At 45.4% G+C, this 26,092-nt stretch carries 22 protein-coding genes and 1 pseudogene; 13 read left to right on the top strand and 10 right to left on the bottom strand.

The features are described 5' to 3' along the window. Positions 1–9: 9 nt before the first annotated feature. The 3 genes from KTR07_RS12350 to KTR07_RS12360 all read right to left on the bottom strand — a co-directional run bounded on the left by KTR07_RS12350 (position 10) and on the right by KTR07_RS12360 (position 2,562). Positions 10–954: a glycosyltransferase gene (locus KTR07_RS12350; protein ID WP_022471085.1), complete on the bottom strand. Its 945-nt coding sequence runs from the start codon at positions 952–954 to the stop codon at positions 10–12. A 47-nt stretch (positions 955–1,001) separates the two neighbouring features. After that, positions 1,002–2,120, bottom strand: a complete 1,119-nt coding sequence (locus KTR07_RS12355) for a glycosyltransferase family 1 protein (RefSeq protein WP_217315424.1) — start codon at positions 2,118–2,120, stop codon at positions 1,002–1,004. A 136-nt stretch (positions 2,121–2,256) separates the two neighbouring features. After that, entirely contained in the window at positions 2,257–2,562 is a 306-nt protein-coding gene (locus tag KTR07_RS12360; protein ID WP_016267747.1) for a helix-turn-helix domain-containing protein, read from the bottom strand. Positions 2,563–2,712: 150 nt separating this feature from the next. Here KTR07_RS12360 and KTR07_RS12365 point away from each other — a divergent pair, with 150 nt between their 5' ends. The 3 genes from KTR07_RS12365 (at position 2,713) to KTR07_RS12375 (ending at position 6,627) form a co-directional block, all read left to right on the top strand. Continuing rightward, positions 2,713–3,702, top strand: coding sequence for a DUF4373 domain-containing protein (locus KTR07_RS12365; protein WP_022471087.1), 990 nt, complete (start codon positions 2,713–2,715; stop codon positions 3,700–3,702). 401 nt (positions 3,703–4,103) lie between these two features. Next, positions 4,104–5,903 carry a bifunctional DNA primase/helicase gene (locus tag KTR07_RS12370; RefSeq protein WP_217315425.1) on the top strand — a complete coding sequence of 600 codons (1,800 nt, stop codon included), beginning with the start codon at positions 4,104–4,106 and terminating at the stop codon, positions 5,901–5,903. A 280-nt stretch (positions 5,904–6,183) separates the two neighbouring features. Further along, the gene (locus KTR07_RS12375) at positions 6,184–6,627 is read left to right on the top strand and encodes a VOC family protein (RefSeq protein WP_008763467.1); all 444 of its coding nucleotides are present in this window, start codon (positions 6,184–6,186) and stop codon (positions 6,625–6,627) included. 290 nt (positions 6,628–6,917) lie between these two features. Here the strand turns inward: KTR07_RS12375 and KTR07_RS12380 are convergent, their stop codons facing one another. Beyond that, entirely contained in the window at positions 6,918–7,175 is a 258-nt protein-coding gene (locus tag KTR07_RS12380) for a DUF4248 domain-containing protein (protein ID WP_008765886.1), read from the bottom strand. Between the two features lie 404 nt (positions 7,176–7,579). Between KTR07_RS12380 and KTR07_RS12385 the strand changes: the two genes are divergently transcribed. Together KTR07_RS12385 and KTR07_RS12390 are read left to right on the top strand one after the other, a co-directional pair. After that, a complete protein-coding gene (locus KTR07_RS12385) occupies positions 7,580–8,122 on the top strand; it encodes an HU family DNA-binding protein (protein ID WP_008763469.1) in 543 nt (180 codons plus the stop codon). A 157-nt stretch (positions 8,123–8,279) separates the two neighbouring features. After that, positions 8,280–8,723 (top strand): N-acetylmuramoyl-L-alanine amidase, encoded by a 444-nt coding sequence (locus tag KTR07_RS12390; protein WP_008765882.1) that lies wholly within the window; start codon positions 8,280–8,282, stop codon positions 8,721–8,723. Positions 8,724–8,878: 155 nt separating this feature from the next. Here KTR07_RS12390 and KTR07_RS12395 read toward each other — a convergent pair whose 3' ends face one another. From KTR07_RS12395 to KTR07_RS12420, 6 genes are all read right to left on the bottom strand, one after another. Next, the gene (locus KTR07_RS12395; RefSeq protein WP_072067275.1) at positions 8,879–10,066 is read right to left on the bottom strand and encodes a glycosyltransferase family 2 protein; all 1,188 of its coding nucleotides are present in this window, start codon (positions 10,064–10,066) and stop codon (positions 8,879–8,881) included. Positions 10,067–10,085: 19 nt separating this feature from the next. After that, positions 10,086–10,985 carry a glycosyltransferase family 2 protein gene (locus KTR07_RS12400; RefSeq protein ID WP_113748519.1) on the bottom strand — a complete coding sequence of 300 codons (900 nt, stop codon included), beginning with the start codon at positions 10,983–10,985 and terminating at the stop codon, positions 10,086–10,088. A 3-nt stretch (positions 10,986–10,988) separates the two neighbouring features. Next, positions 10,989–12,476 carry an O-antigen ligase gene (locus KTR07_RS12405; protein WP_172556668.1) on the bottom strand — a complete coding sequence of 496 codons (1,488 nt, stop codon included), beginning with the start codon at positions 12,474–12,476 and terminating at the stop codon, positions 10,989–10,991. Continuing rightward, positions 12,460–14,688: a hypothetical protein gene (locus KTR07_RS12410; protein ID WP_117981562.1), complete on the bottom strand. Its 2,229-nt coding sequence runs from the start codon at positions 14,686–14,688 to the stop codon at positions 12,460–12,462. Before KTR07_RS12410 ends, KTR07_RS12405 begins: the two co-directional genes overlap by 17 nt. 10 nt (positions 14,689–14,698) lie before the next feature. Next, the gene (locus tag KTR07_RS12415; protein WP_008765877.1) at positions 14,699–15,448 is read right to left on the bottom strand and encodes a TolC family protein; all 750 of its coding nucleotides are present in this window, start codon (positions 15,446–15,448) and stop codon (positions 14,699–14,701) included. 125 nt (positions 15,449–15,573) lie between these two features. Then, positions 15,574–16,803, bottom strand: coding sequence for a BamA/TamA family outer membrane protein (locus tag KTR07_RS12420; RefSeq protein ID WP_011107637.1), 1,230 nt, complete (start codon positions 16,801–16,803; stop codon positions 15,574–15,576). Positions 16,804–17,004: 201 nt separating this feature from the next. Here KTR07_RS12420 and KTR07_RS12425 point away from each other — a divergent pair, with 201 nt between their 5' ends. From KTR07_RS12425 to KTR07_RS12460, 8 genes and pseudogenes are all read left to right on the top strand, one after another. Next, positions 17,005–18,405 (top strand): C1 family peptidase, encoded by a 1,401-nt coding sequence (locus tag KTR07_RS12425; RefSeq protein WP_008765875.1) that lies wholly within the window; start codon positions 17,005–17,007, stop codon positions 18,403–18,405. Between the two features lie 67 nt (positions 18,406–18,472). Further along, a pseudogene (locus KTR07_RS12430) lies at positions 18,473–19,943 on the top strand (Na(+)-translocating NADH-quinone reductase subunit A). 48 nt (positions 19,944–19,991) lie between these two features. After that, a complete protein-coding gene (locus tag KTR07_RS12435; RefSeq protein ID WP_008763477.1) occupies positions 19,992–21,164 on the top strand; it encodes an NADH:ubiquinone reductase (Na(+)-transporting) subunit B in 1,173 nt (390 codons plus the stop codon). Positions 21,165–21,176: 12 nt separating this feature from the next. Then, positions 21,177–21,851, top strand: coding sequence for a Na(+)-translocating NADH-quinone reductase subunit C (locus KTR07_RS12440; protein WP_008765873.1), 675 nt, complete (start codon positions 21,177–21,179; stop codon positions 21,849–21,851). A 20-nt stretch (positions 21,852–21,871) separates the two neighbouring features. Next, on the top strand, positions 21,872–22,513 hold the full coding sequence (locus KTR07_RS12445; protein WP_008763479.1) for an NADH:ubiquinone reductase (Na(+)-transporting) subunit D: 642 nt from the start codon (positions 21,872–21,874) through the stop codon (positions 22,511–22,513). Positions 22,514–22,596: 83 nt separating this feature from the next. Next, positions 22,597–23,223 (top strand): NADH:ubiquinone reductase (Na(+)-transporting) subunit E, encoded by a 627-nt coding sequence (gene nqrE / locus KTR07_RS12450; protein WP_008763480.1) that lies wholly within the window; start codon positions 22,597–22,599, stop codon positions 23,221–23,223. Between the two features lie 18 nt (positions 23,224–23,241). Further along, positions 23,242–24,516, top strand: a complete 1,275-nt coding sequence (nqrF, locus tag KTR07_RS12455) for an NADH:ubiquinone reductase (Na(+)-transporting) subunit F (RefSeq protein ID WP_008763481.1) — start codon at positions 23,242–23,244, stop codon at positions 24,514–24,516. Between the two features lie 155 nt (positions 24,517–24,671). After that, positions 24,672–26,006, top strand: coding sequence for a DEAD/DEAH box helicase (locus KTR07_RS12460; protein WP_113748915.1), 1,335 nt, complete (start codon positions 24,672–24,674; stop codon positions 26,004–26,006). The last annotated feature ends 86 nt before the right edge of the window (positions 26,007–26,092 follow it).

Consider the following 26,092-nt stretch of genomic DNA (forward strand, 5'->3'; position numbering starts at 1 on the left):
TTTTCTGATCTACTTGTGAATGATGGATTTGAATAACAAGACTCCGATGCTTCTTATGGATATGAGTTTTTTGTATCTAAACAGACACCGCCACGCCAGCCGAAGCCGGTACGGGTAAGGGAGCACATGAGCTTGCCAAATGACAGCATTCAGCATTTGCGACAGATATAAATTAATAGTATTCTTGATTTCGTATTCAGAGGTTTGTTGCTTGAATTTGACTATCTCGCGAGTGACAGTGAGATATCCTTTTAAATTTTGCAGTGAAAAATCGCATGTCATAATTGAATTTTCACGGAGGCGGCGGTGAAAGAAAGAATGATGGATACGTCCCGTTCTTTTGGCGTGCAGATAAAGAGTGACTGTAAACAGCTGATCTTCATGTATTATGCCCGGATAAAACAGTATTTGATGCTCTTTCAGGAAGCCGCAACGAATGAAATTCAAGCAGGGAGATGGAGTGAATTCATTGTTGTCCAATTGTATTTTGAATGCTTCAATGCCCGTATAGACTTTATCTTCCAGTTTACCAGTATGTTTATAGCTCAATGCGGGTGCATTCTCGACGTTGCCGTCAATGAAAGTTTCTGCATCGAAGAAAACGAAATCAAGCTGTTCTTCCTCACATTTACGGTAGCACAGATCGATAGTTTCTTTTTCCAGCAGATCATCACTGTCCATAAAATAAATATATTTTCCGTAAGCTCGCGCGATGCCTGCATTACGTGCGACCGAACCTCCCTGGTTGGTTTGCGAATACACCTGTATCCGACTGTCTGCCGCAGCCAGTTCTTCTACAACTTGCAGACTGTTATCCGTGGAGCCGTCATTGATGATGATGATTTCCAATTCCCGCAGTGTCTGATTCATAATGCTTTCTACTGCCTCCCGAACATATTTTTCGGTGTTATAGACAGGTATGACAACACTGACTTTTATTTTTTTATTTTCCATAAATTCTGTGTATGGCTACTCTATTGTTGTTTGTTTTTGAGGATCGTTTAAAGAGAGAGATTGGCTAGGTTTCTGTAAAGCTCCGCATATTCTTTTCCTATTTTTCCGCTGTTCATGTTTTCGATGGCATATGCATAGTTGTCTTCCCCCTTCCTTCGGGCGGACAGTTGGCGGGCTGCCTCCAGTGCTCGTATGATATCAAATTGGTTGTCGGGGTGGAAGACGGGGTTGCCCGTATCTTGGAGGATTTCTCCTATATTCCCGATATTGGGACCTATGACCACTTTGTGAAAAAGGAAGGCGAGAGGTATACTGGCAGAGTTCAGAATATCTTTTCGTTGGATGAATATTACATCGGAAGCGGCCATGTAGTAAGGCAGGTCGCAGTTGTCTATAGGTTCGTCGCTGGTTCCGGCGTGCATTCTGCGCAGGCGGTTGAGCAAGGGTATAAGCAGGTAATATCCTGCCCGGGATGTCCAGCGCTTGAAGAAGTTGCTGCCATACCTGTTGAATCTCGAAAACGGGTACAGCCGTGGAGCAAGCAGGAACTTCTTTGCTTCATCCCATTTTCGGAACGCTCCGGTCACCATCCGCCTCTCTTCACGATTCCGGAACTTTCCGAACGACGTGACGATAAACGCCTCCTGCGGCAGATTAAGATGCTGGCGCGCACGTTCCACGCTGATGTCCTCCTTGTATGTGTACTGATAAATAGGATGAGGAATGATGACATTCCGGCTGTCTGCGTGTTTGGCTGCAAATTCGTCGAGACTGTAACGTCCCATGTGCACCACCACATCGCTTTGTTCTTCGATAATGTCATAAGCACGGCCGATCACCTCGTCCGCATCATGCGGACGGACATTGTGGCGCGTATACACGAACCGGGCCCCACGAGACCGAAAAAAAGCGATACGCTCCTTCAGGCGGCAAATCCTGTCCGGACCGTCACAATTCCCTTCCATCACCTCTTCGGACCATTGGAAGTGGATGATGTCGTAAGGTGTATCCGAGTTCCAGAACTCATTCGTGGAACATCGTACGTCAATCCCCGTCGTCCTGATAGCATCGCATAAAATGGGGACAAAAAGATTGTCCGTATCTCCATTCTCTCTGAAAACGATTAATGCTTTTATCGGTGGATTGCCTATTTCATTGTCGTTCATGCTTGATTCTTTGTTTTTGGTGGGCTTTTGCCACATACAAAGGTAATAAAAGATATGATACTTTTCATCTTTTTTGCTTTTTTTCGGTGTTGTGCCTTTATTCTTTGTGTGTCCGTTTTATCTCTCTGTTACTCTATTAGTTGTCAAGCGTGTTCATATCTATGAGAAACAGGCTCCTGTCGAAGGGGATATGCCGCTTATGGAGGTACTTCTGATAGTGGTAGCATATCGTTATGAAACTTTGTACGCTGCATTTGGTCACTTCGTTTTCGTACCGGCTCAGGGTGGAAATACTGAGATTGGTCACATCTGCCGCCTCTTCAAGGTTCAGATTACATAGGTGGCGCAAATGGATGATTCGTTCTATTTGTGCATGACAGTTCGCTTCAATACGCAGCCGGTCGTAAATTTCTTCCTTGGTCGCTCTTTCGTATCCTTTCATAATTTTTTCTTTTTACTAATTATGCCGCAAAGTTCATAGAAAAATGTCAAACATCGTTTGCAGTTCTGCAAGTAGTTTTTCAAAAAAGTATTCGGACCTTTGCAGAACGAATTCGGGACATCCTGAATCACAGTCAATTAATTGTAAGATATGAAGAAAGATCAGTATTTTAATTTAGAGGTAAATTTTTTGAGTAATGACAATATTGTCAGAATGATGATGGAACTTGACGCTGCGCAATCGCTCGGAATCTATATGATGCTTCTTACGCATTTGCGTAAAGCGGACAATTATGAAGCATCTTGTTGTCCGCTTTGTATGGGGGCTTTCGCGCGGATGTATGACTTGGATGCCGATGTGTTGCAAAGGGTTCTCCGTGAGTTCGACCTTTTTGTGCTTGATGAAGAACGGCAAATGTTCCGTTCGCCTTATCTGGACAGGGTGATGGCAAAGCTCGAAGAAAGGCGGATGATTAATGTGGCAAACGGCAAAAAAGGAGGTCGTCCGAAACGCATGGGAAGCACACCGGAAACACCGATGGATAAAGGCGAAAAACCGAATCAAAACCAGAAGAGTAGAGAAGAGGAGAGAAGAGTTACTACTGTTGTCAAAGACAACAACAGTAGTAACGAAGAAAAGACAGAGAAAGAGCACTCTGCCGCCGCCGCTTCTCACGGACTTCAGATTGTTCCTCCACCGGAGGATAGGGGACAGTTGCCCCTACAGCCGGTTCTTCCGTGGGAGATGCTGGTGGATCAGATGGCCGAATCGGAAAGTTACATGGAGTCGATGGCTATGCACTCCTGTATGGGCAAACTTTTCGTGGAACGGCAGGAGGAGGTGATCGCTGCTTTTAAAGAGCATATCCGACGCTTTGGCAGGGAAGATGGCTTGCTGTTTTTGAGGGATGTGAAACTGTATTTCGGCAATTACCTCTCTCCGGGCGGACGTCCGGCTCAGGAGCTGAAGAAAAGGCTGCTCGGCAGTTGCCGGCAAGCAGCTGAGGAAGAACTGTATCGCTTTGAACAACTCATTGGCGGGCAACGGACGTATCTTGGGCATCCGATTCCGAAGGATGCGCCTCCAAGACCGGACAGGTCTGCCGTGTGGGATGAAGTGCATTGGAAGTGGGGAAATTAGCTCCGGATTTCTCCGACATCCGGCTACGTGAGCGTTGCCTTTCAGCTCGGTGCTCGTTCATGCTTGGCTCGGTGCTCATTCATGCTCAGCTCGCTGCTTATCAGTGTTCAGCTCGCTGCCCATCGGTGTTTAGCTCGGTACCCATTGATGCTTAGCTTTCCGCCTGCATTGGGAACTGATAGAAAAATTATTAACTGAAGTTTCGCAAGTTCTTTATAATATTGACAAACAATAGTATCTCAATTGGGGTTGACTAAAAAGTCGGTTCTACCTTTATTCTCCTCCTTCCTGAAGGAGGGGAATTAAGATAGTTTTGATAACGCAAAGGTAACCTGCGAAACTTGAATTATTAATACAACTTAAAATCTCCTTTTCGAAAGGGAGGAATAGAAACAAGAAATATGAGAAATTTTGCTAATTATCATGTCGATGTCCGCAGACATACCAGCGGTGTCGTTAAAACCATTTGCGAGCAATGCCTCCCGACGAGGCACAACAAGCGTGACCGTTCGCTGCGGGTCAATATCGACACAGGACATTGCCATTGCTACCATTGCGGAGCCGACTTCTACGTCCCCGACGATGCCGAAGAGCGTGCGAAAGCCGAGCGACAGGCTGCCCGTAAACGTCGTGCGGCATCTGCCGTTCCCCAGCATTTCCACCGTCCGGTGTTCGACGCTTCGAAGACGACGCTTTCCGAAGCTACGGAGCGTTGGCTGGTAGAGACGCGTTGCATTCCGCAGTCCGTCATCGCCGGTCTGCGCATCACGGAGCAGGAAGAGTTCATGTCGCAATCCGGCACGAAAGAGCGGTGCGTCTGTTTCAACTATTTTGAGGACGGGAAACTCGTCAACACCAAATTCCGTAGCGGTGCCAAAAATTTCAAAATGGTGCAGGGAGCCGAACTGATTCCCTACAATATCGATTCCGTGCTGGGACAGGACACCTGTATCATCCACGAAGGCGAACTGGATGCCGCGTCCTCCCTTGCCGCCGGATTCAAAAGCGTGATCTCCGTACCTGCCGGAGCAAATGCGAACCTTTCGTGGCTCGACCGCTTCATGGAGTCACACTTCGAGAATCTGAAAGACATCATCATAGCCGTTGACACTGACTCTGCCGGGCTCAAACTGCGTGACGAACTGGTCAACCGTTTGGGTGCCGAACGTTGCCGTGTGGCCATCTACGGACCGGGCTGCAAGGATGCCAATGAACATCTTGTCAAATATGGGATCGACAGCCTTCGTATCGCCATCGAGCAGGCGGAAGAAATCCCTCTTGAAGGCATCTTCACCGCCGCCGATCTGCACGAAGATCTGCGGGCATTGTTCGACAACGGCTTCGGTCCCGGTGCGGAGACGGGCTGGGAGGAGATGGATAAGATTTGTACGTACGAACGTAGGCGGCTGGTCATCGTTACGGGCATACCGGGGGCCGGAAAATCGGAATGGCTGGACGAACTGGTGTTGCGCCTCTGTATGCGCCATCAGTGGAAGATAGCGTTTTTCAGTCCGGAGAATAATCCTATCGTCTACCATCTCCGCAAGTTGATCGAGAAACTGACCGGACGCCGTTTTCAAAACGGTTGCGGCATGACGGAAGGACTTCTGCTCCGTTCGGAAGAGTTTCTTGCCGAAAACGTCTGTCACATCGCCCTCAAAGGCAGCGCCACTCCGGAACGGGTGCTTGCCAAAGCCCGTGAACTTGTCCTGCGTCGGGGATGCCGCATCTTCGTCTTCGACCCGGTCAACCGTTTCGAGCATACCCCCGCGCCGGGGCAATCGGAAACGCAGTATCTTTCCAATTTTCTGAATCTGTTTACGGAGTTTGCCACGCAATATAACTGTCTGGTGATTCTTGTGGCGCACCCCCGAAAGATGAACCGCAATCCGGTGACAAACCATACTCCGCGTCCGGATATGTACGACGTAAACGGGTCTGCCGATTTCTTCAACAAGGCGGATTACGGCTTGGTAGTGGAGCGTGACAAGGAGGTCGGAGTGACACGTGTCTATGTCGAAAAAGTGAAGTTCAAACACCTCGGAGCAGGTGGTGTGGCTACTTTTGTCTACGATCCCGTCAGCGGACGTTACCTCCCCTGCGAAGAGTCCCAAGACCCGTCCGTCCCACCGGAACAACGGGTCAGAAACACTGTCAATGATAGCTCGTGCTGGTTGCCGGAGAAGGAGCTGTTTGAATAGGTAATAGGTAATAAGTATTAAGTATTAGGTAATAAGTATTAGGTAATAAGTAATAGGTAATAGGTAATAATCGTAGTTGGTGAGGGTGGTGGGTAACAGGTCACGGGGGATGAGTAACGATGTGGATCACTGGTTGAATGGTGATTCATTTTGATACCGGTTTACTTTATTTTCGCACAGTTTTGAGGTAAATACGGATTCATGAAACGTCATCCGATAGAATGATTATATTTGCATTTCGATTCTAAGAAACAAATAATAAACCATTAATCTGTAAACAATGAGATTTAGTAACGTAAGATTATTAGTAAAGGACTTCGCCGGATGCTTCAAATTCTACACCGAACAACTCGGATTAGAGCCGGCCTGGGGAGATGAGAATAGCGGATACGCCAGTTTTAAAGTAGCCGACGGAATAGAAGGTCTCGCCCTTTTTGTATCCGACTGGATGGCGCCTTCGGCAGGTAATGCAGATAAGCAGCAGCCTGTTGGGATGCGTGAAAAATTAATGATCTCATTCAGTGTGGATAACGTGGACGAAACCTTTGTCGCACTGAAAGCAAAAGGCGTGACATTTATCAGTGAGCCTACGGATATGCCCGATTGGGGGATGCGTACCCTGTACCTGCGCGATCCCGAAGAAAATCTTATAGAACTCTTTACCCCTTTGGCACCGGAGAAATTTAGCCAGGAACTTATCGAAGAAGATCAGAAATTTCATTAAGAGACACGGCTGAAAAGCAACGTGTTCATCCGAGTGAACCGGAAAATGATATTGAATGGAGTTGTCCGAAAAGAGAACGTCTGCTATCGTTTTGCTCTGTCATCCTATGTCTGCCGAAGAATCAGCTCTTTATATTAGTCAAAGAAGAGATTCTTCTCCGTGTGCTGAATGATAGGTTGATAGTATTTATCTACTTTTCGGACAGCTTTATACGTTAATCGGGTATCTTGTCCGGAACTATTCTTATTTTGTTTTAACTGCTGATTGGCACCAATACTTAATACTTATCTTCAAGGTTCTTGCAGCACCTCTACGATCAGTCGTACTTGTGCGGGTGTGTAGTGTCTGCTTCGGGGATTCATGCCGGTGGATAGCAGGCGTTCTTTTAGTCCGGGTGCGGCTTCGATCCATTCGTTGAAGCGGTCTACTGCGCTTTGTTGCTGGACGTTGGGGATATATAGCATGGCGAGTTCTCCTTTTCCGTAGCTGCGGTATTGGAAGGATTTTTCTTCTTCCTGTTTTTGCAGGGTATCTGTATTTGCTTTCATTTTTGATTTAATTGTAGGGTTTGTAATGGGTATAAAGTTACTGTTTTTTACTGGATTTAGCAAATTTGTTGCTCATGAAAGTGTCGCTTTTATGCTTGTATTATTTAGTTGTTATTCACGTTGTCTGCTTGTCTTTTTGGGGGGTGTTTATTCGGGGTTGGTTGGGAGCTTTTTCAGCTTTTATCTGCTTTATGGTTACTTTGTATTCGCTTTTAGTATGCTTTCAATCTGTTTCTAATTCACTTTATTCTGCTTTATGCTGTCTTAATCCGTCTTTATCCGTTTTATCCCGTCATAGTCCGGTGCAGTCCGTTGTAATCCGGGAAATCGCCGATGCACTGCCGTATCTTTGTTTCACCAACAGAAAGGGAGAATGTCCTTCTTTTCTTTAATACAAATTCAGTATGGCAACAGTGTCTGTGGTGCGCTATCAGCGCAAAAAAAAGATTGGTGATGACAAATCGCCGATGGTGTATGTGCTCAAACCCAAGCCGGGGGAATCGAAACTTTATTCTATCGAGTCGCTGGCGCGTGAGATCGAGTCGATCGGTTCGCTTTCGGTGGAGGATGTGGAGCACGTGATGCAATCCTTTGTCCGTTCGATGAAGAAGGTGCTCGTAGCGGGGAATAAGGTAAAAGTTGATGGCTTGGGGATTTTCTATACCACGCTTACTTGTCCCGGTGTGGAACTGGAAAAGGACTGTACGGTGAGGAATATCACTCGTGTCAACCTTCGTTTCAAGGTCGATAATGCTCTGCGGCTTGCCAACGACAGTACGGCAACCACACGTGGCGGGGACAATAACATGGTCTTCGAACTTGTCTCCAAGAATGCGCCGGCTTCGGGAGGCAACGGTGATGGCGGAGGCTCCGGTAGTGGCGGTGGCAGCGGTTCCGGTTCCGGTGGCGATGGAGGGGAGGAGGAAGCTCCCGATCCTACCGTTTAGTCCGGTAAGTACATCAGCATCATTAATGTGTGATACCTGTAAATGAATAACCTGTAAAAATGAAAAGTTATGATTGACAAGATTTTGGAGATTGCATTGGAAATCCTGTTTTTCTTCCGTAGGAAGAGAAAAGGAAAACGAACGAAAGGGCAGGTCGATGAGGAAGATTGACCTGATTGTGATCCACTGTTCCGCCTCTAGGGCGGACAGGGATTTCACGGAAACAGACCTTGAAGTGTGCCACCGCCGGCGGGGATTTAACGGGATTGGTTACCACTTTTATATCCGGAAAAATGGAGACATCAAGACTACCCGCCCCATTGAACGGATAGGAGCTCATGCGAAAGGCTTTAATCAGACAAGTATCGGTATTTGCTATGAGGGCGGACTTGACTGTCACGGGCGGCCTGCCGATACCCGTACCGAATGGCAGATACACTCGATGCATGTGCTTGTGCTTACGTTGTTGCGTGATTATCCCGGTTGCCGGGTGTGTGGACATCGTGACCTGAGCCCTGATCTGAACGGGAACGGGGAGATTGAGCCGGAGGAATGGGTGAAGGCTTGTCCGTGCTTTGATGCGGAGGAGGAGTGGGCTTGACGAAACTTGCTAATGAATATGGTTCAGGCACGGTTTTCATAGGGAAATTTTAGGCACGGATGATACGGACGCCAACACGGATTTGAGAGGCTGCGCAGCCAAATCCGTGTTAATTCGTGTCATCTGTGCCTTTTCTTTTCTTTCACGGTGAGGCTTTATTCTTCTCCGTGCTCGGTATGAATAAACTTTTTGTTCGCTCCTTTCAGTCGGAACATATTGGCTATCATTGCCAGTGCCAGTGTCGGAATCTGCAGGATTGCTTTTCCTAATTTCCGGTTCAGCAACTTTCCCGGCACAGGTATGATCATGGCGGCAACTTGAGCGGCTGACAGTATCCACCATTTGATGGCTGTATACCATTCATATCCTCCGCTTTGCAGACTCATTAGTAAGCCGATTGCGGTAAAGAGTAAAGTGAAACCGAAAACTCCCGCCAGTTGTATCAGACGGGGAGGCAGCATCCATTGAAGAATCTTGTCGCAGTAGTCGATATTTCCCTGAATCAGTGCTTTCGGGAAATCGGGCAAGGAAGCCCGCAATGCACCGTATTGTGCTGCAATCCATCGTTTACGCTGATTTTTGATACCTTCTTTTTTCTGTGTTTTTTCATCGTATACAGGCAGTTGTTCCAGATATTCGATATGAATGCGTTGTTTTAGCAACAGGGCTTCCAGCTCCTTGTCTTCGCCCGATGTTTGCAGATGTCCTACATTTCGGCGGAACCAATGAACGTCGAATGCCATTCCGGAACCGGCTAATCCGGCTGACAATCCTATCGCGTTGTGCCCGCTACGGAAGAATCCGTTGTTTATTTCTTCGCTGATCGCATCCAGAACAGCGATGTCTGTATTCATGTTTTTTCCTGTGCGGTGGGCTTGTACGGCATGCAGGCCGGACTCAAAAGCACGGTTGATTTCTGCGAGGAAATTGGGAGTCGTTACATTGTCGGCATCCATGATCACTACTACGTCATAAGATTCGTTGGCAGTGACGTTCATTGCCAGCGTAAGGGCTTTGGCTTTGGAACTATTGGTATAGTCGGCTACTTGCAAACAGATGGGGAGTGTTTGTAGGGCAGCATTCGTGTCCGGCTGCATCTGATCGGAGATGACAAGAACGTCGTACATTTCTTTGGGGTATTCCTGTTCGAGGAAATTACGGATAGTGGAGACGATCACCCTGTCTTCCTTGTATGCAGGGAAGAGTACAAGAAAACGACGCAGGATACGTGCTTCGGAAAGTTTTCGCGGACGATAGAATTTGGAGGCAATGGCGTAGAACAGCAGATAACCGACACAAAGTGCCAGAAGAATAAAGAGAATCCAGTCAATAAAGGTGTACATGGTCTTTCATTTTTAAGGGTTATCGGATAGGAGAGGTGACAGAAAAGCTTCTGACAACGCCTTTCCATACTGCGGCAAATAAATCGAAACGACCTTTCACGGCAAACTGAAGGCTGTTTTTTCCGGCAGCTATGGTAGATTGATAAAGAATGGAGAGCAGCCGTTGAGCACCTTTCCGGTTGCGGCGGGTGTAGAGCAAACGGTTGCGCGTCATGTAGAAGGTACGTAGCTTGCTGAACTGTCCGGTGCTCTGGCTTTCTTTGTGGAAGACGGTGCAACGAGGCTCATACCATAGTTCGTAACCGGCATTTGTCATCTGTGTACACCAGTCCATTTCTTCATAATACAGGAAGAATATTTCCGGCATTTCTCCTACTTTCTCAATGACTTCACGTTTTACCATGAGTGCCGCCCCATGCAGGTAGGGGGTCGTGTGCGGGGTGTCGAACGTGCCGTCGTCCGGACAGCCGAAACCTGTCATTTCGTTGCGTATAGTGATTGCCGACAGGGGGGTGAATCCGGCAAACTGTATGTTTTGCGGAGGAAAGGCAAAGCGTATCTTCGGAGAGACGGCTCCGATGTTTTTCTGACTTTCCAGTCGCTCTGTCAGGTAGTGGAATCCGTCTGATTCAACATAAGTGTCATTGTTTATCAGAAAGATATAGGCTCCTTTGGCTACTCTGATCCCCAGATTATTTCCGCCAGAGAAGCCTAGGTTAGACTCGCTCCGCAGGGTGACTATATCGGAATATAGCTCCTTGATTTTAGTCGCTTCGTCTTCGCGCGAAGCATTGTCTACGACGATGATTTCATAGCTCACGGAATGTACATGTGTTTGCAGCGATTCTATTAATTCGCAAGTGTCTTTAAAGCCGTTGTAGCAAACTGTGATAAAGGAGACTTGAGGTTCGTTCATCATAATCTATTGTTCGTTTTTCAGTTCTGTTTCTTTACTTTGCTGCATCCGCTTGTCAATGTACGGTCCTGCGAAGCAGAGGGCAAAGGCTGTGTATATGGGGATGGAGTTGGGATATTGCATCACGTCGTTGGCATAGGCTGCCAGATAGAATCCGGCAGCGGTACAGAGCCAGGCAGTAAGTAAGCCTCGCAGGCGTTTGTTCATGATCTTGAACATCAGTATCCATCCGCACCATGCAAAAAGGACTCCGTGAACAGCCAGGTAGAGAACTAGACCGATGATTCCGGTTTCTACCCATACTGAGACTAACCAGGAATCCGGTGGATAGGGCATACGTTCTTTGGGATAGAAACGGTCGCCTTTGGATAACCCTATCCCATATCCAAAAGGCTTGTGAATCATCAATTCTCTCATTTTCTTTCGATTGTCTACACGTAATTGATAGGAAGCGTCTTGGCTAGGACGAAATGCAGAACGCATCTTGCGGATATATTGATTGTCATCTCCTATATTGGTACATACAAAAAACAAGAATAACAAGGCAAGAACTGAAATACCTGTAATACATGCTTTGCGATTGCGTGAAAGAATAATGAAACTCCCTAAAGCACCGATAGGCAGAGCTATCGCAGCCCGTGTTCCAGAAATTCCCATTCCGTAAATGGCGGCAATAATGACAATTATAAAATAGATTTTCAGCCATACACCTTTTATATAAAAAAGTGAAATTCCAAAAAGTGAAACACCCATAGCCATGTGTACGCCGAAGTTCGCTGCATCACTGAAGAATGAGAAATAACGAATACCGGACCAAATAATATGAGTTCTTGCTCCTCCCAAAACGTATAAAAAATACTGCTCACGTTCATTAAAACCACAGTTTTTTTGCCAATATCCTTTGGCTGCTGCCAAGAGGATGAAAAGAGACCATATAATTAGAAGCCACTGAATCCCCTTGATGTTACGGATTGCTAACGGTACGATGACAGCACATACAATAGGATATATGAGATAATGGGTGATGGAGATATTCCATGCTGCCTGAACATTGTTCGGATTAGCTATCTCTAATATGCAATAAACTCCCCATATCAGAAAAAGCATAAGCATACCATTACGACTTTCCGACCAGTCAATTTTTTCATGCATTCCGTACGCAAAGAGCAAAACAACGGCAAACAATGTACACATTAATGTTGCTACTCCCAATGGTATGTCTGTCACTGCATAAGCTGCTGCCAGCAGGAATTGGAGAATGAAAAGTGTATAGAAACTTTGCTTTGAATATTTGATAATTAATAAGAAAATAACTGTCATTAAAGGCAATGAACTAATCGTCAGAAAGAAAGGAAGGGAAGTACGAAAGAACATTTTGTATAATATATACAATCCTCCTGCCAATAGTAAATGTACCCATCCTTTATTGGCAAAATAGTTACCGGCTACTGTTAAGTATTGACTGTATTTTCCTTTATCATTCGTCATCTTCATCTCCTGATGTTGCCGGCTGCTTCTTTCTTTTTGTGAACGTAAATATACTTTCTGTCAATGCTAATTGTGACAGTCGGTATACTATTTTCCTCCAAAGTGTATATGGTGGAAGCATACCAGTGTAGTCTTCAACCACATTGCGGGATGCGTGTGTCAAGTAAACATAAAGTGGAGTTTTACCTACTTGTTGACTTAGCTTTTCTGACAAAAGCTTATCGGTCTCTTTCCAACCACGGTCAGCACGGGCTACGAGTATATTTAGATTAGCTTCTTGTAGTAATTCCAGCGATATGCTAGCTTCCCGCAGATTGGGATATTCAACGATGAGAATATCTTCTTCCTCTGATGTGTATAGATCGGTAATGCTTTTGGCCAGGTTGTATTCTCGTGAATCAATTCTGAAGTCTGACTTCCATGTTATTACTTTTGTTTTAAGTCCGATACTGTTCCAGTATTTTTTTAGGGCTTCGATCACATAACTTTTGCCTTCCCCGCCTTCTGTGCTAATAAAATTGATAATGTAGGGCAATCCTTCTTTCTTTTGCTGACAGAAACGAAGGATACTATTGCTTAACTGTTTTGTAGCTATACTTTTTGATTCTTCAACATAATTGTGATACTCTAAAATAGAGTCTTTTGGAAAGGCGCCTAACATCGGAAGTCCAATCAAACGACGTGTACGAATAGAATCGCGTAGAGTACGGTCTAATAATTCAAGAATTAAGAAGAACCCCAAAATAAATATGAAGGTACCGGCACACGCTGCCATCACCATTTTTTTCAAAGGAGTGGGCATGGCACTGATCGGATATGCCGGAGCATTTAATACTTTTAATGCAGCGGAGGTCATTTCCAAATTTTTTCTACGCATGAGGGCATCATTGTAGCTTTTCAATACAGACAAGTAATTTTGCTCTATAAAAGTTATGTTACGCTCTTGACGTTTGATAGTGGAACCTACTGGTGCAAACTGTCTGTATTTCTCGTTGAGGTCTATACGGCTTTGCTGTATAATTTGTAAGTCTGATTTGGCTTTTTCGTATTGCATGGTTACTTCAAGCCACTGTTCTATGATGTTCTCTTTAGCTATTCCTTCTTTGGTATATTTGTTCTCTACATATTTGTTTGAAAGCTCGGAAAGCTCCTTGCGCGTTTGATTTAAGCGATTCTTATATTCCTGTAATGAGGCTTCTTGATTCTGATGATCACTTGAAATCGTTTCCATTTCTGAGATTTTTCCTGTAAGCGAAGCGGCTTCATTTAGTTTATCCAAGAACTGAAGATTGTTGATTACATGTTTGGCATTGCTGCCCATTTGCTTTTCCAGTTCGTTTAACATTGCTTTGGCGCTATTGTATGCAATCAGTACGTTTTGTTCACGTAACTCAAACTCTTTGTTGATGGCAGCGATTTCTTTGGTCTCATCGTAATAATTAATAACACGTTTTTCTACGTTATATTGCGTTAGTGAGTCTTCTTTAAGCCGAAGTTCCTTTCCGATGCGTTGAAGTTCGCTTTTAAAATATTCGATAACTTTATCTGTTTCACCATAACGGATTGCACTGTATTCGTTTACAAATTCTTTGGTCAGAATGTCAATGGTATTATAGGCGATACCCGGATCACTTGCCGTATAACTTATTTCAATCAGATCGCTGGCACCTTTACGCGCTACTCTGATTGCTCTGAGATCATTATAAGAGTAATAGGGCAAATTATAATAGAATACTCCATAGAGATAGTTTGCTTGAGTCGGTCTCAAGTAATTGAAAAAGTTGGTTACCGTTTTATCTTCGCTGTTTTTATCTATTAATGACAGTATTTCTTTCCCGTTCGGACTATTCTTTAGGTGTTCATATATTCTGTTATAATTGCTGGCTTTGATGAATTCATTGTCTTCTTTTGGATTACCTTTGATCAGACTTCGGGCATATAATCGCATAGATACCCGTTTGAGTGTACTTTCAGCCTTGATAATGTTCATTAGGTTATCCATAGCGTTCTGAGTTGTCGCCCAATCCACTTTGTTATTTCCACCTTCTAGATTGTAGCCGGAAGCAGCACCAGTGTAGAGGGTTGCCTCTACGTTATATGTTTTGCCTATCATGCGTTTTCCAAAATAGTAAACAGCAAATGTTATAATGGCTGTTCCAATTAGTAACCACCAACGGATACGATATAGGAATCTGCTGATATAAAGGATGTATTCCATAAATGTATGTTTATTTGTTTCTTAAAATGGGAGTGTGGGTGACTAACTCAAGTATCATTAAACTCTTGCTTAACTCGAATTTGCTGTTTTCGAATTTCTCTTGTGCGTCAGATTGGCGAGATTTTTCAGATGATAAAGTTCCCGAATCAATAGCTCCATTCGAGAAATCCTTTTCAGCTATACTATATTGTACATTAGCAAGCATGAGGGCTTCGGCATTAAGTTTAAGAATGTTTAATTGGGAGGTCGCAGTTGCGTATAGAAGGATAATTTCCTTTTTCATTTCCTCAAACTTAACTTCTCTTTCAAGTTGGGCGGTACGTACATTCAGTTTTTGGCGTTTTACCCGCGCTGTCAAGTCAAAGAGACCGTCCAAAGGAATGTTGACTCCTGCACCTACTGTATATCCGTTCTGTGCCTGTGTTGCATAGGTCAGGTAAGGTGCAATTGCTACATCTGTATAAGTAGACTCGTTACCGAACATACCATACTGGTAGCTGCCCCGTAAACTGAAAAAGCCTAAGAAGGCACGCTTCTCTTTTGCCAGAAGCTTCCGTTCAATTTGTTCTTTTACTGTAGCTAATTCATAGGTCGGAGCGCTTTTTGCGTTCTCGAAAAGAAGATCCAGCGGTGGAAGTGTAATGCTGGAATAATCACTTGGTTGTAGTTTTGAGTAATCGCTTACCTCTTGCGCAGTTACGCTTCCGATGGAGGCAAACAAAAATAGTAATCCTCCGAAGAGGTATCTGATTTGTTTCATAAATTAACCCTATTATCTGCTTTTGCTGTGTTATAGCAACGCAAATATAAGGATTAATTTTATTTAATGATGTTCTTATGGAAGCATTTTATCATCTTTCTTGTTAATTATGAGCAAATACTTGTTTAGAATGCCTCCGTCATGTTGAAATAGAATAAATTCTGCTTGTTCACCATGTCTCTGCCGAAGTCAAGACGGACGTTCATACGGGGCTGAACTTCAATGCGTAAACCGAGTCCCAGATTAGGAAGTACACCTTCGATTTTGCCCGGAGTAGGGCCCATGAAGCCGCATCCTCCCCATGCTACGTAGCCTACATGATTCAGCATCTTCTTCACCCAATTGCTTTTGTCCGTATTTATCATCTGACGGTATTCTGCCATCATCACGTGGGATGACTTGTCGCGAAACTGTCCCATATAATAACCACGAAGGTCGAAAGGAGTGCCGCTGAGTGCGTATTTAGTCAATGGAACATTGCCGAATACATTCTTTGTCTGCACTGTCCAAGCCAATACTTTACGTTTGCCTAGGGTCTTGTATTGGCGGTAGTCTATTTCCAAACGGTAGAAATTATTATCGCTTCCGAAGGCTTTGTTGTACATCATCCCACGAAAGTCCAGATACGTTCCCCGATAAGCATTGGCGGGAACGTCACGGGTGTCGTACGTCAGCAGGAAACCGAGTCCGGAACTGAGGTTAGAGTAGCCGTGATCCGTACCGCCGGCGGCAATATACGATGGTTGCTCTATCATTCCTGCGGCAGGTTTAGTGATCTTGTCATAATTGAAGTCGATCTGCGGACCGGCAAAGAAGTTGCTTTTCCCCAGACGGAATAAAAACCACGGATTCACCTGCACACCGCTATAACGGTATTCGCTGGTGTCTTCGCCACGCGGATAGTCCTTGTTGGTGCTGTATCCGATGCCGTAGAAATTTTCCAGTGTATTCTTATATGCAAAGACTCCGAAGATGCGGAATCGGTCGCCTTTGAAGAAAAGCTGCGGTTTGGTGAACAGGTTCAGTCCTCCTTCGAACATCAGGGCGATGGCCATCGGCACCACCGAACGTTGTTGGGTAGTATCACTCGGATTCATCCGAAACGTCATCAATGCACTACCGCCGATCAGTAATCCGAAGTCAGGAGTATAGCTGGGGCCACCTAATATATTATAATGTAGATTACGTTTGGCTACACGCTGGCGTCGCAATTCTTTTTTGGAAAGGGTGGGGGTGGGATCTGCCGGGGCTACCCCGACTTCGTCAACAGAAGTTGTAGTCGTTTGCAGTTCATCGCTTTTTACTGCCGTGTCAGCCGTTTGAGCTAACGAAATATTGATGAATAGAAACATCATCAATATACCTATTGTATATCTTTTCATATTCTTTCTTGAAATCCGCTGCAAAGGAAACTATTTTATTTCGATTAGTTTTCATTCTCATAGATAATAAATCTAAAAAAGAATCGTATTTTTGCCAATTAATAATATGTAAAACGAAATTGCCAACGGATTACTATTAGCATACAGGCAAAGTTAATTTATAAACGATCTATAATGAATAAACGAATTTTATCAGTTTTTGTTTGCTGTGCCCTTTACTATTCTGCACAGGCACAGGACGCGAAAGGCGGCATCAGCACTGACATGATGCAGCAAATCAAACAGAGTTATCAGGGCACTTCTACCGACAAGGCTATCCGGAACGCCATCAGCAACAACGACATCCGTAAGCTTGCCCTGAACCAGGACAACATGAAGGGGATGGATACACATTTTTCTGTCAAAGTGAACTCCAAGGGGATCACCGACCAGAAATCGTCCGGACGCTGCTGGCTCTTCACCGGCCTGAACGTAATGCGTGCCAAAGCCATCGATAAATACCATCTGGGTTCTTTCGAATTCTCGCAAACCTATCCTTTCTTTTTCGACCAACTGGAAAAGGCCAACCTTTTCCTTCAAGGCGTCATCGACACCAGCGACAAGCCTATGAACGATAAAATGGTGGAATGGCTGTTCCGCAATCCGTTGAGCGACGGCGGTACATTCACCGGAGTAGCGGACATCGTAAGCAAATACGGCCTCGTCCCCAAAGACGTGATGCCCGAAACGAACAGCAGCGAAAACACCGCCCGCATGGCGAATCTGATCGCTCTGAAACTTCGCGAACAGGGGTTACAACTCCGTGACATGGCTTCGAAAAAAGCTAAACCTGCCGCTATAGAGAACGCTAAAGTGGAAATGTTGAGCACCATTTACCGTATGCTTGTCCTGAACTTGGGCGTACCTCCTACAGAATTTACCTGGACGCAATATAATGTCAAAGGCGAGCCTGTAGAAACCGCCACCTACACCCCGCTTTCTTTTCTGAAGAAATACGGTGACGAAAAGCTGATTGACAACTACGTCATGCTCATGAACGACCCCAGTCGCGAATACTACAAATGTTATGAAATAGACTACGACCGCCACCGCTACGACGGCAAGAACTGGACATACGTCAACCTCCCGATCGAGGACATCAAGGAGATGGCCATCGCCTCTCTGAAAGACAGCACCATGATGTATTACTCCTGCGACGTCGGCAAGTTCCTGAACTCTGACCGTGGTCTGCTCGACGTCAAAAACTATGATTACGACTCATTGATGGGCACCACCTTCAGCATGGACAAGAAGCAGCGTATCCAAAGCTTTGCCAGCAGCTCCAGTCACGCCATGACCCTCATGGCAGTCGATCTGGACAAAAACGGAAAACCGACCAAATGGATGGTTGAAAATAGTTGGGGTGCCGGAGCCGGTTATCAAGGTCACCTCATCATGACAGATGAATGGTTCAACGAATATACCTTCCGTCTCGTTGTGGAAACGAAATACGTGACCCCGAAAGCACTCGAAGTCTTGAAACAAAAACCGATCCGCCTGCCGGCATGGGATCCAATGTTTGCCGGCGAAGAATAACCAACCGACAAACACGCTGCATAGACTTGTACGCTGCAAGGTCTTCCGGCCTACTTTATTAAAGAACGTGTGCGAACACAAAAGGAATTACGGATATTTTTCCGTAATTCCTTTCTTTTTTCCTCCCGAATCACATTATTATTTATTACTTTTGCGGCAAATTTTATGAAACCATTATTTTATATAGCATGGCAAATGTAATAAAGTTACGTAAAGGCCTTGACATAAACCTGAAAGGTAAAGCTGCTGAGACGTACACAACAGTGAAAGAGCCGGGATTTTACGCACTCGTACCCGATGATTTTCCTGGAGTGACACCGAAAGTGGTTGTGAAAGAGCAGGAATATGTGATGGCCGGTGGACCCTTGTTTATCGACAAGTATCATCCTGAAGTGAAATTTGTTTCGCCCGTGAGTGGCGTAGTGACGAGCGTTGAACGTGGTGCTCGCCGTAAGGTATTGAACATCGTAGTGGAAGCTGCCGCAGAGCAGGACTACGAAGAATTTGGTAAGAAGAACGTATCCTCGATGGATGCAGATGCTGTGAAGTCCGCGCTTCTTGAAGCAGGTCTGTTTGCGTTTATCAAGCAACGTCCGTATGACATCATTGCAGACCCGACGGTAACACCGAAGGGCATCTTCGTTTCCGCATTCGATACCAATCCGCTGGCTCCCGACTTCGAATTTGCTCTGAAAGGCGAAGAAGCAAACTTCCAGACTGGTCTTGATGCCCTCGCCAAAATGGCAAAAACTTACCTGAGCATCAGCGTGAAACAGAAAGCCGCTGCACTGACACAGGCTAAGAACGTTACAATCACCGCTTTCGACGGACCGAACCCTGCCGGTAACGTAGGTGTTCAGATCAACCACCTCGACCCCGTTTCAAAGGGCGAAACTGTGTGGACAATTGATCCGCAAGCCGTTATCTTCATCGGTCGTCTCTTCAATACAGGCCGTGTGAATTTCACCCGCACAGTAGCCGTGACAGGTTCCGAAGTGTTGAAACCTGCTTACTGCAAACTTCAGGTAGGTGCATTGCTGACTAACGTATTTGCCGGAAACGTAACAACTGACAAAGATTTGCGCTACATCAGTGGTAACGTGCTGAGTGGCAAACAAGTTTCTCCTAACGGATTCCTGGGTGCTTTCCACAGCCAACTGACTGTAATCCCCGAAGGTGATGACGTTCACGAAATGTTCGGATGGATCATGCCGCGCTTCAACCAGTTCAGTGCCAACCACTCATATTTCAGCTGGTTGATGGGCAAAAAGGAATATACGCTGGATGCACGTATCAAAGGCGGCGAACGCCACATGATCATGTCCGGCGAATATGATAAGGTATTCCCCATGGATATCATGCCCGAATATCTGATTAAAGCGATCATCGCCGGTGATATCGACCGCATGGAAGCGCTGGGTATCTACGAAGTGGCTCCCGAAGACTTCGCACTCTGCGAATTCGTCTGCTCTTCGAAGATGGAACTCCAACGCATCGTCCGTGTCGGACTCGACATGCTCCGTGCTGAAATGGCATAATCCGCATGGCAAATTGTAAATTGTAAATCGTAAAATAGTAATATATTAATGAAAGCGTTAAGAAATTATCTCGATAAGATAAAGCCGAACTTTGAAGAGGGCGGTAAATTCCACGCATTCCAGTCGGTGTTCGACGGCTTCGAAACATTCCTGTTCGTGCCCAGCAAGACTGCGAAAACGGGAACGCACATACACGACGCGATCGACAGCAAGCGTATTATGTCGATTGTGGTTATTTCGTTAGTACCGGCGCTGCTGTTCGGTATGTACAACGTAGGTTACCAGCATTTCACCCACACAGGTGCTACTGGCAGCTTCATCGAAATGTTTATCTACGGATTCCTGGCTGTATTGCCTAAAATTATCGTATCATACGTTGTCGGTCTGGGTATTGAGTTCGTCGTAGCTCAATGGAAGAAGGAGGAAATTCAGGAAGGATTCCTTGTTTCCGGTATTCTGATCCCGATGATCGTTCCGGTAGACTGTCCGCTTTGGATTCTTGCCGTAGCAACTGCATTCTCTGTTATCTTTGCAAAAGAAGTATTCGGTGGTACGGGTATGAATGTGTTCAACGTAGCGTTGATCACCCGTGCATTCCTGTTCTTCGCTTATCCGACCAAGATGTCCGGTGACGCCGTTTGGGTATCCGGCGATACCATTTTTGGTATGGGACAGGCTGTAGACGGTCTGACTGTGGCTACCCCGCTGGGACAAGCTGCTACATCGGGCACGGTTCCTGCATTCAACATGGATATGATAACAGGTCTTATTCCCGGTTCTATCGGTGAAACAAGTGTGATCGCCATTCTGATCGGTGCCGTTATCCTGCTGTGGACAGGCGTTGCAAGCTGGAAGACGATGCTTTCCGTATTCGTTGGTGGTGCATTCATGGCCTGGGTATTCAATGCTATCGGCATGGAAAACAACACAATGGCTCAGATGCCTTGGTACGAACACCTTGTATTGGGTGGTTTCTGCTTCGGTGCCGTATTCATGGCTACCGACCCTGTGACATCCGCACGTACGGAAAGAGGTAAATACATCTTCGGATTCCTGATCGGTGTGATGGCTATCGTTATCCGCGTACTGAATCCGGGTTATCCCGAAGGTATGATGCTCGCCATCCTGCTGATGAACATCTTCGCTCCGCTGATCGACTACTGTGTAGTACAGAGTAATATCAGCCGTCGCGAGAAACGCGCTGTTAAGTCTAACCAATAATACCGAATGAAAATGAATACAAATAGTAATAGTTATACTATCATTTATGCTTCGGTAATGGTTGTTATCGTTGCATTCCTGCTGGCATTCGTTAGTTCTTCACTGAAAGCTACACAAGACAAGAATGTGCAGTTGGACACTAAAAAGCAGATTCTTGCTGCATTGAACATTAAAAATGTAGAAGATGCTGATGCCGAATATCAGAAATATGTAAAAGGTGATATGCTGATGAACGTAGACGGCACGCTGACTGAAAACACAGGTGAGTTTGCCACTAACTACGAGAAAGAAGTGAAAGAACACCAACGTCTGCACGTATTTGTATGTGATGTAGATGGTCAGACTAAATATGTGGTTCCTGTATACGGTGCCGGTCTTTGGGGCGGTATCTGGGGATACGTTGCTCTGAACGAGGACAAAGACACAGTTTACGGTGTATACTTCTCACACGCAAGTGAAACTCCGGGTCTGGGTGCTGAAATCGCTACTGACTGGTTCCAACACGAATTCGCAGGCAAGAAGACACTGGAAAACGGTGCCGTTGCTCTGGGTGTTGTTAAGAATGGCAAGGTAGAAAAAGCTGATTACCAAGTGGACGGTATCTCTGGTGGTACGATCACTTCGGTAGGTGTGGATGCTATGCTGAAGGCTTGTCTGAATAATTACATAAGTTTTTTAACTAAATAATAAGGAGGAGGATAAAGAATATGGGACAACTGTTTTCAAAGAAGAATAAAGAAGTATTCTCTGCTCCGTTGGGAATCGATAATCCGGTAACCGTACAGGTGCTTGGTATCTGTTCTGCACTTGCTGTTACTGCCAAGCTGGAACCCGCCATTGTGATGGGACTTTCAGTTACTGTGATTACAGCGTTTGCCAATGTCGTTATTTCACTGTTGCGTAAGACGATTCCAAATCGTATCCGTATCATCGTTCAGTTGGTAGTGGTTGCTGCTTTGGTTACCATCGTTAGTGAAATTCTGAAAGCGTTTGCATACGATGTAAGTGTACAGCTCTCTGTTTATGTAGGTTTGATCATTACCAACTGTATCCTGATGGGACGTCTGGAAGCATTTGCCATGCAGAACGGTCCTTGGGAATCATTCCTTGACGGAGTTGGTAACGGTTTGGGTTATGCCAAGATTCTGGTAATCGTAGCTTTCTTCCGCGAACTGCTCGGTTCGGGAACTTTGCTTGGTTTCAATATCCTGAATTATGAGCCTATCCAGAATATCGGTTATGTAAACAACGGTCTGATGTTGATGCCGCCGATGGCATTGATTATCGTAGCTTGCATCATCTGGTATCAGCGTGCACGTCACAAAGAACTGCAAGAAGAAAGTAATTAATATAAATGAAGGGTGAAGAAGGATGAATGAAGGTAACACTCATAAACTCGAAATTCTTCATTCTTAATTTTTAATTAAAATATATGGAACATTTATTAAGTTTATTCGTCCGCTCCATCTTTGTGGACAACATGATATTCGCGTTCTTCTTGGGTATGTGCTCATATCTGGCTGTATCGAAGAATGTGAAGACTGCCGTAGGACTGGGTATAGCCGTAACATTCGTGTTGCTGGTTACGCTTCCGGTGAACTATTTATTGCAAACCAAGGTGCTGGCTGCCAACGCTATCATTGAAGGTGTTGACCTCAGCTTCCTGAGTTTTATTCTTTTCATTGCCGTTATTGCCGGTATCGTGCAATTGGTGGAGATGGTGGTAGAACGTTTCAGCCCGTCGCTGTATGCTTCACTGGGTATCTTTCTGCCGTTGATCGCCGTTAACTGTGCTATCATGGGTGCTTCTTTGTTTATGCAACAACGCATCAATCTGGGTGCAAGCGATCCGAAATACATCGGTGATGTATGGGATGCGCTGTCTTACGCACTCGGTTCGGGTATCGGCTGGCTGCTGGCTATCGTCGGTCTGGCTGCTATCCGTGAGAAAATGGCTTACTCTGATGTACCTGCTCCGCTAAAAGGTCTGGGTATCACATTTATCACTGTAGGTCTGATGGCAATCGCATTTATGTGTTTCTCTGGTTTGAACATCTAAAAAGAAAGGAATAAGACAATGGATATGAATTTAATATTATCAAGCATTGGGGTATTCCTTGTGGTTATTCTGTTGCTTGTTGTTATCTTGCTGGTTGCCAAGAAATTTCTGGTACCGTCAGGTAACGTGAAACTAACGATCAATGGCGAAACAGGACTGGAAGTAGAGTCCGGTTCCACATTGCTTAATACGCTGGCCGTAAACGGTGTATTCCTGTCATCCGCTTGTGGTGGCAAGGGTTCTTGCGGACAGTGCAAATGTCAGGTACTCGAAGGTGGTGGCGAAATCCTGCCTTCTGAAGTTCCTCACTTCAGCCGTAAACAGCAACAAGACCACTGGCGTCTGGGCTGTCAGGTGAAAGTGAAGAGTGACATGGCTATCAAGATTGACGAGTCTGTACTCGGCGTGAAAGAGTGGGAGTGCGAAGTGATCTCCAACAAGAATGTGGCTACATTTATCAAAGAGTTTATCGTGGCATTGCCTAAAGGCGAACACATGGACTTTATCCCGGGTTCTTACGCACAGATCAAGATACCTAAATTCTCAATGGATTATGATAAGGACATTGATAAGAGCCTGATCGGTGAAGAATATCTGCCTGCATGGGAGAAATTCGGTTTGCTGGGCTTGAAATGTAAGAATGAAGAGGAAACAATCCGTGCTTACTCTATGGCCAACTATCCTGCAGAAGGTGACCGTATCATGCTGACTGTACGTATCGCTACCCCTCCGTTCAAGCCGAAAGAACAAGGTCCCGGATTTATGGATGTAATGCCGGGTATCGCTTCTTCTTATATCTTTACGCTGAAACCGGGTGACAAGGTAATAATGAGTGGGCCTTATGGAGACTTCCATCCGATTTTCGACTCTAACAAGGAAATGATGTGGATCGGTGGTGGTGCCGGTATGGCTCCGTTGCGTGCACAGATCATGCACTTGACGAAAACATTGCATACGACCGACCGCAAGATGTCATACTTCTATGGTGCCCGTGCGCTGAACGAAGTATTCTATCTGGAAGACTTCCTGCAAATTGAAAAGGATTTCCCGAACTTCACATTCCATCTGGCACTCGACCGTCCGGATCCTGCTGCTGATGCTGCCGGTGTGAAATATACTCCGGGCTTCGTACACAACGTAATTTATGAAACTTACTTGAAGAACCACGAAGCACCTGAAGATATTGAATACTATATGTGTGGTCCTGGTCCGATGTCGAAAGCTGTAGAGAAGATGCTCGACGATCTGGGCGTTCCGGCTCAGAACCTGATGTTCGATAACTTTGGAGGATAATCTTCGGAAGTTGATTTCCGGTCGGAGAGGACCGGAAGAGTAACATAAAGAAACTGGCGGGAAATCTGTAAAAGACAATGGTGCTTTTCAGATTTCCCGCTTTCTTTATGCACTATCTTACCGAATCTTTTCGTCCTTTTTGTATCTTTGTCCCCATGTTAGAGAAAAATGAAATAATACAGTCCGCTCTTCAGAATTTGAAGATTGAATCTTTGAACCCGATGCAGGAAGCTGCGCTCGAACAGGGCACGGGCAGGAAAGATGTTATCCTGTTGTCACCGACAGGATCGGGCAAGACATTGGCTTATCTTTTGCCTCTGTTGCTTACCCTAAAACCGAATGATGACAGCGTGCAGGTGCTGATTCTGGTGCCTTCCCGTGAGTTGGCTTTACAGATAGATACCGTATTCCGGAGCATGGGAACTTCCTGGAAAACGTGTTGCTGCTACGGCGGGCATCCCATTGCCGAAGAAAAGAAAAGCATTGCAGGAAATCATCCTGCCATCATTATCGGTACTCCGGGACGTATCACCGACCATCTGTCCAAAGGGAACTTTGATCCCGAAACAATCGAGACTTTGATTATCGATGAGTTTGATAAATCGCTGGAGTTCGGCTTTCATGATGAGATGGCAGAGATCATTACCCAGCTTCCGGGATTAAAGAAACGTATGCTGCTGTCGGCTACTGATGCCGAAGAAATTCCTCAGTTTACGGGACTGAACCGGACAGTCAAACTGGATTTTCTTCCGGAGGCAACCGAAGAACAGGAAAACCGGTTGAAGCTGATGAAGGTGCTTTCTCCTTCCAAAGATAAGATTGCTACGCTTTACAACTTGCTTTGTACATTGGGAAGCAGTTCCAGCATTGTTTTCTGCAATCATCGGGATGCGGTGGATCGTGTGCATAAGCTGCTCGAAGATAAGAAACTATCAGCCGAACGTTTTCATGGTGGTATGGAACAGCCGGATCGGGAACGGGCATTGTATAAGTTCCGTAACGGAAGCTGTCATGTACTGATCTCTACCGACCTTGCTGCCCGTGGACTTGATATTCCGGAGATAGAGCACATCATTCACTATCATCTGCCTGTGAACGAAGAAGCGTTTACACATCGTAACGGACGTACGGCACGTTGGGATGCAACAGGTACTTCTTATCTGATTCTTCACACAGAAGAGAAACTACCTGAATATATTCCCGAAGATATAGAAACGATGGAACTGCCGGAAAATCCTTCGCGTCCTCCCAAATCAGTCTGGACTACTATATATATAGGTAAAGGAAAGAAGGAGAAACTGAGCCGGATGGACATTGCCGGATTCCTTTATAAGAAAGGTAATCTGACGCGTGAAGATGTAGGTGCGATTGATGTGAAAGAGCATTATGCTTTTGTTGCCGTTCGTCGGGCAAAAGTGAAGCAACTCCTGAATCTTATTCAAGGGGAAAAAATCAAAGGAATGAAGACTATCATTGAGGAAGCTAAATAAAGGGAGCCGAAAAACAACAGGTGTTCTCAAAGCTGAAAGGGGAATTTCAAGAACCGAATAGGTGATTGGGATGCTGCAATGACGAA

Origin of the sequence: Bacteroides sp. MSK.20.82 (assembly GCF_019052485.1) — a bacterium.
Taxonomy (GTDB): domain Bacteria; phylum Bacteroidota; class Bacteroidia; order Bacteroidales; family Bacteroidaceae; genus Bacteroides; species Bacteroides thetaiotaomicron.

Bases quoted from the DNA above. Each gene is read 5' to 3' on its own strand.
- KTR07_RS12395 (WP_072067275.1), bottom strand. From the start codon at position 10,066: ATGTACACCTTTATTGACTGGATTCTCTTTATTCTTCTGGCACTTTGT.
- KTR07_RS12445 (WP_008763479.1), top strand. From the start codon at position 21,872: ATGGGACAACTGTTTTCAAAGAAGAATAAAGAAGTATTCTCTGCTCCG.
- KTR07_RS12405 (WP_172556668.1), bottom strand. From the start codon at position 12,476: ATGAAGATGACGAATGATAAAGGAAAATACAGTCAATACTTAACAGTA.
- nqrF (WP_008763481.1), top strand. From the start codon at position 23,242: ATGGATATGAATTTAATATTATCAAGCATTGGGGTATTCCTTGTGGTT.
- KTR07_RS12400 (WP_113748519.1), bottom strand. From the start codon at position 10,985: ATGATGAACGAACCTCAAGTCTCCTTTATCACAGTTTGCTACAACGGC.
- KTR07_RS12390 (WP_008765882.1), top strand. From the start codon at position 8,280: ATGAGGAAGATTGACCTGATTGTGATCCACTGTTCCGCCTCTAGGGCG.
- KTR07_RS12365 (WP_022471087.1), top strand. From the start codon at position 2,713: ATGAAGAAAGATCAGTATTTTAATTTAGAGGTAAATTTTTTGAGTAAT.
- KTR07_RS12350 (WP_022471085.1), bottom strand. From the start codon at position 954: ATGGAAAATAAAAAAATAAAAGTCAGTGTTGTCATACCTGTCTATAAC.
- KTR07_RS12435 (WP_008763477.1), top strand. From the start codon at position 19,992: ATGAAAGCGTTAAGAAATTATCTCGATAAGATAAAGCCGAACTTTGAA.
- KTR07_RS12385 (WP_008763469.1), top strand. From the start codon at position 7,580: ATGGCAACAGTGTCTGTGGTGCGCTATCAGCGCAAAAAAAAGATTGGT.
- nqrE (WP_008763480.1), top strand. From the start codon at position 22,597: ATGGAACATTTATTAAGTTTATTCGTCCGCTCCATCTTTGTGGACAAC.
- KTR07_RS12440 (WP_008765873.1), top strand. From the start codon at position 21,177: ATGAATACAAATAGTAATAGTTATACTATCATTTATGCTTCGGTAATG.
- KTR07_RS12380 (WP_008765886.1), bottom strand. From the start codon at position 7,175: ATGAAAGCAAATACAGATACCCTGCAAAAACAGGAAGAAGAAAAATCC.
- KTR07_RS12375 (WP_008763467.1), top strand. From the start codon at position 6,184: ATGAGATTTAGTAACGTAAGATTATTAGTAAAGGACTTCGCCGGATGC.
- KTR07_RS12420 (WP_011107637.1), bottom strand. From the start codon at position 16,803: ATGATGTTTCTATTCATCAATATTTCGTTAGCTCAAACGGCTGACACG.
- KTR07_RS12360 (WP_016267747.1), bottom strand. From the start codon at position 2,562: ATGAAAGGATACGAAAGAGCGACCAAGGAAGAAATTTACGACCGGCTG.
- KTR07_RS12415 (WP_008765877.1), bottom strand. From the start codon at position 15,448: ATGAAACAAATCAGATACCTCTTCGGAGGATTACTATTTTTGTTTGCC.
- KTR07_RS12425 (WP_008765875.1), top strand. From the start codon at position 17,005: ATGAATAAACGAATTTTATCAGTTTTTGTTTGCTGTGCCCTTTACTAT.
- KTR07_RS12410 (WP_117981562.1), bottom strand. From the start codon at position 14,688: ATGGAATACATCCTTTATATCAGCAGATTCCTATATCGTATCCGTTGG.
- KTR07_RS12460 (WP_113748915.1), top strand. From the start codon at position 24,672: ATGTTAGAGAAAAATGAAATAATACAGTCCGCTCTTCAGAATTTGAAG.
- KTR07_RS12355 (WP_217315424.1), bottom strand. From the start codon at position 2,120: ATGAACGACAATGAAATAGGCAATCCACCGATAAAAGCATTAATCGTT.
- KTR07_RS12370 (WP_217315425.1), top strand. From the start codon at position 4,104: ATGAGAAATTTTGCTAATTATCATGTCGATGTCCGCAGACATACCAGC.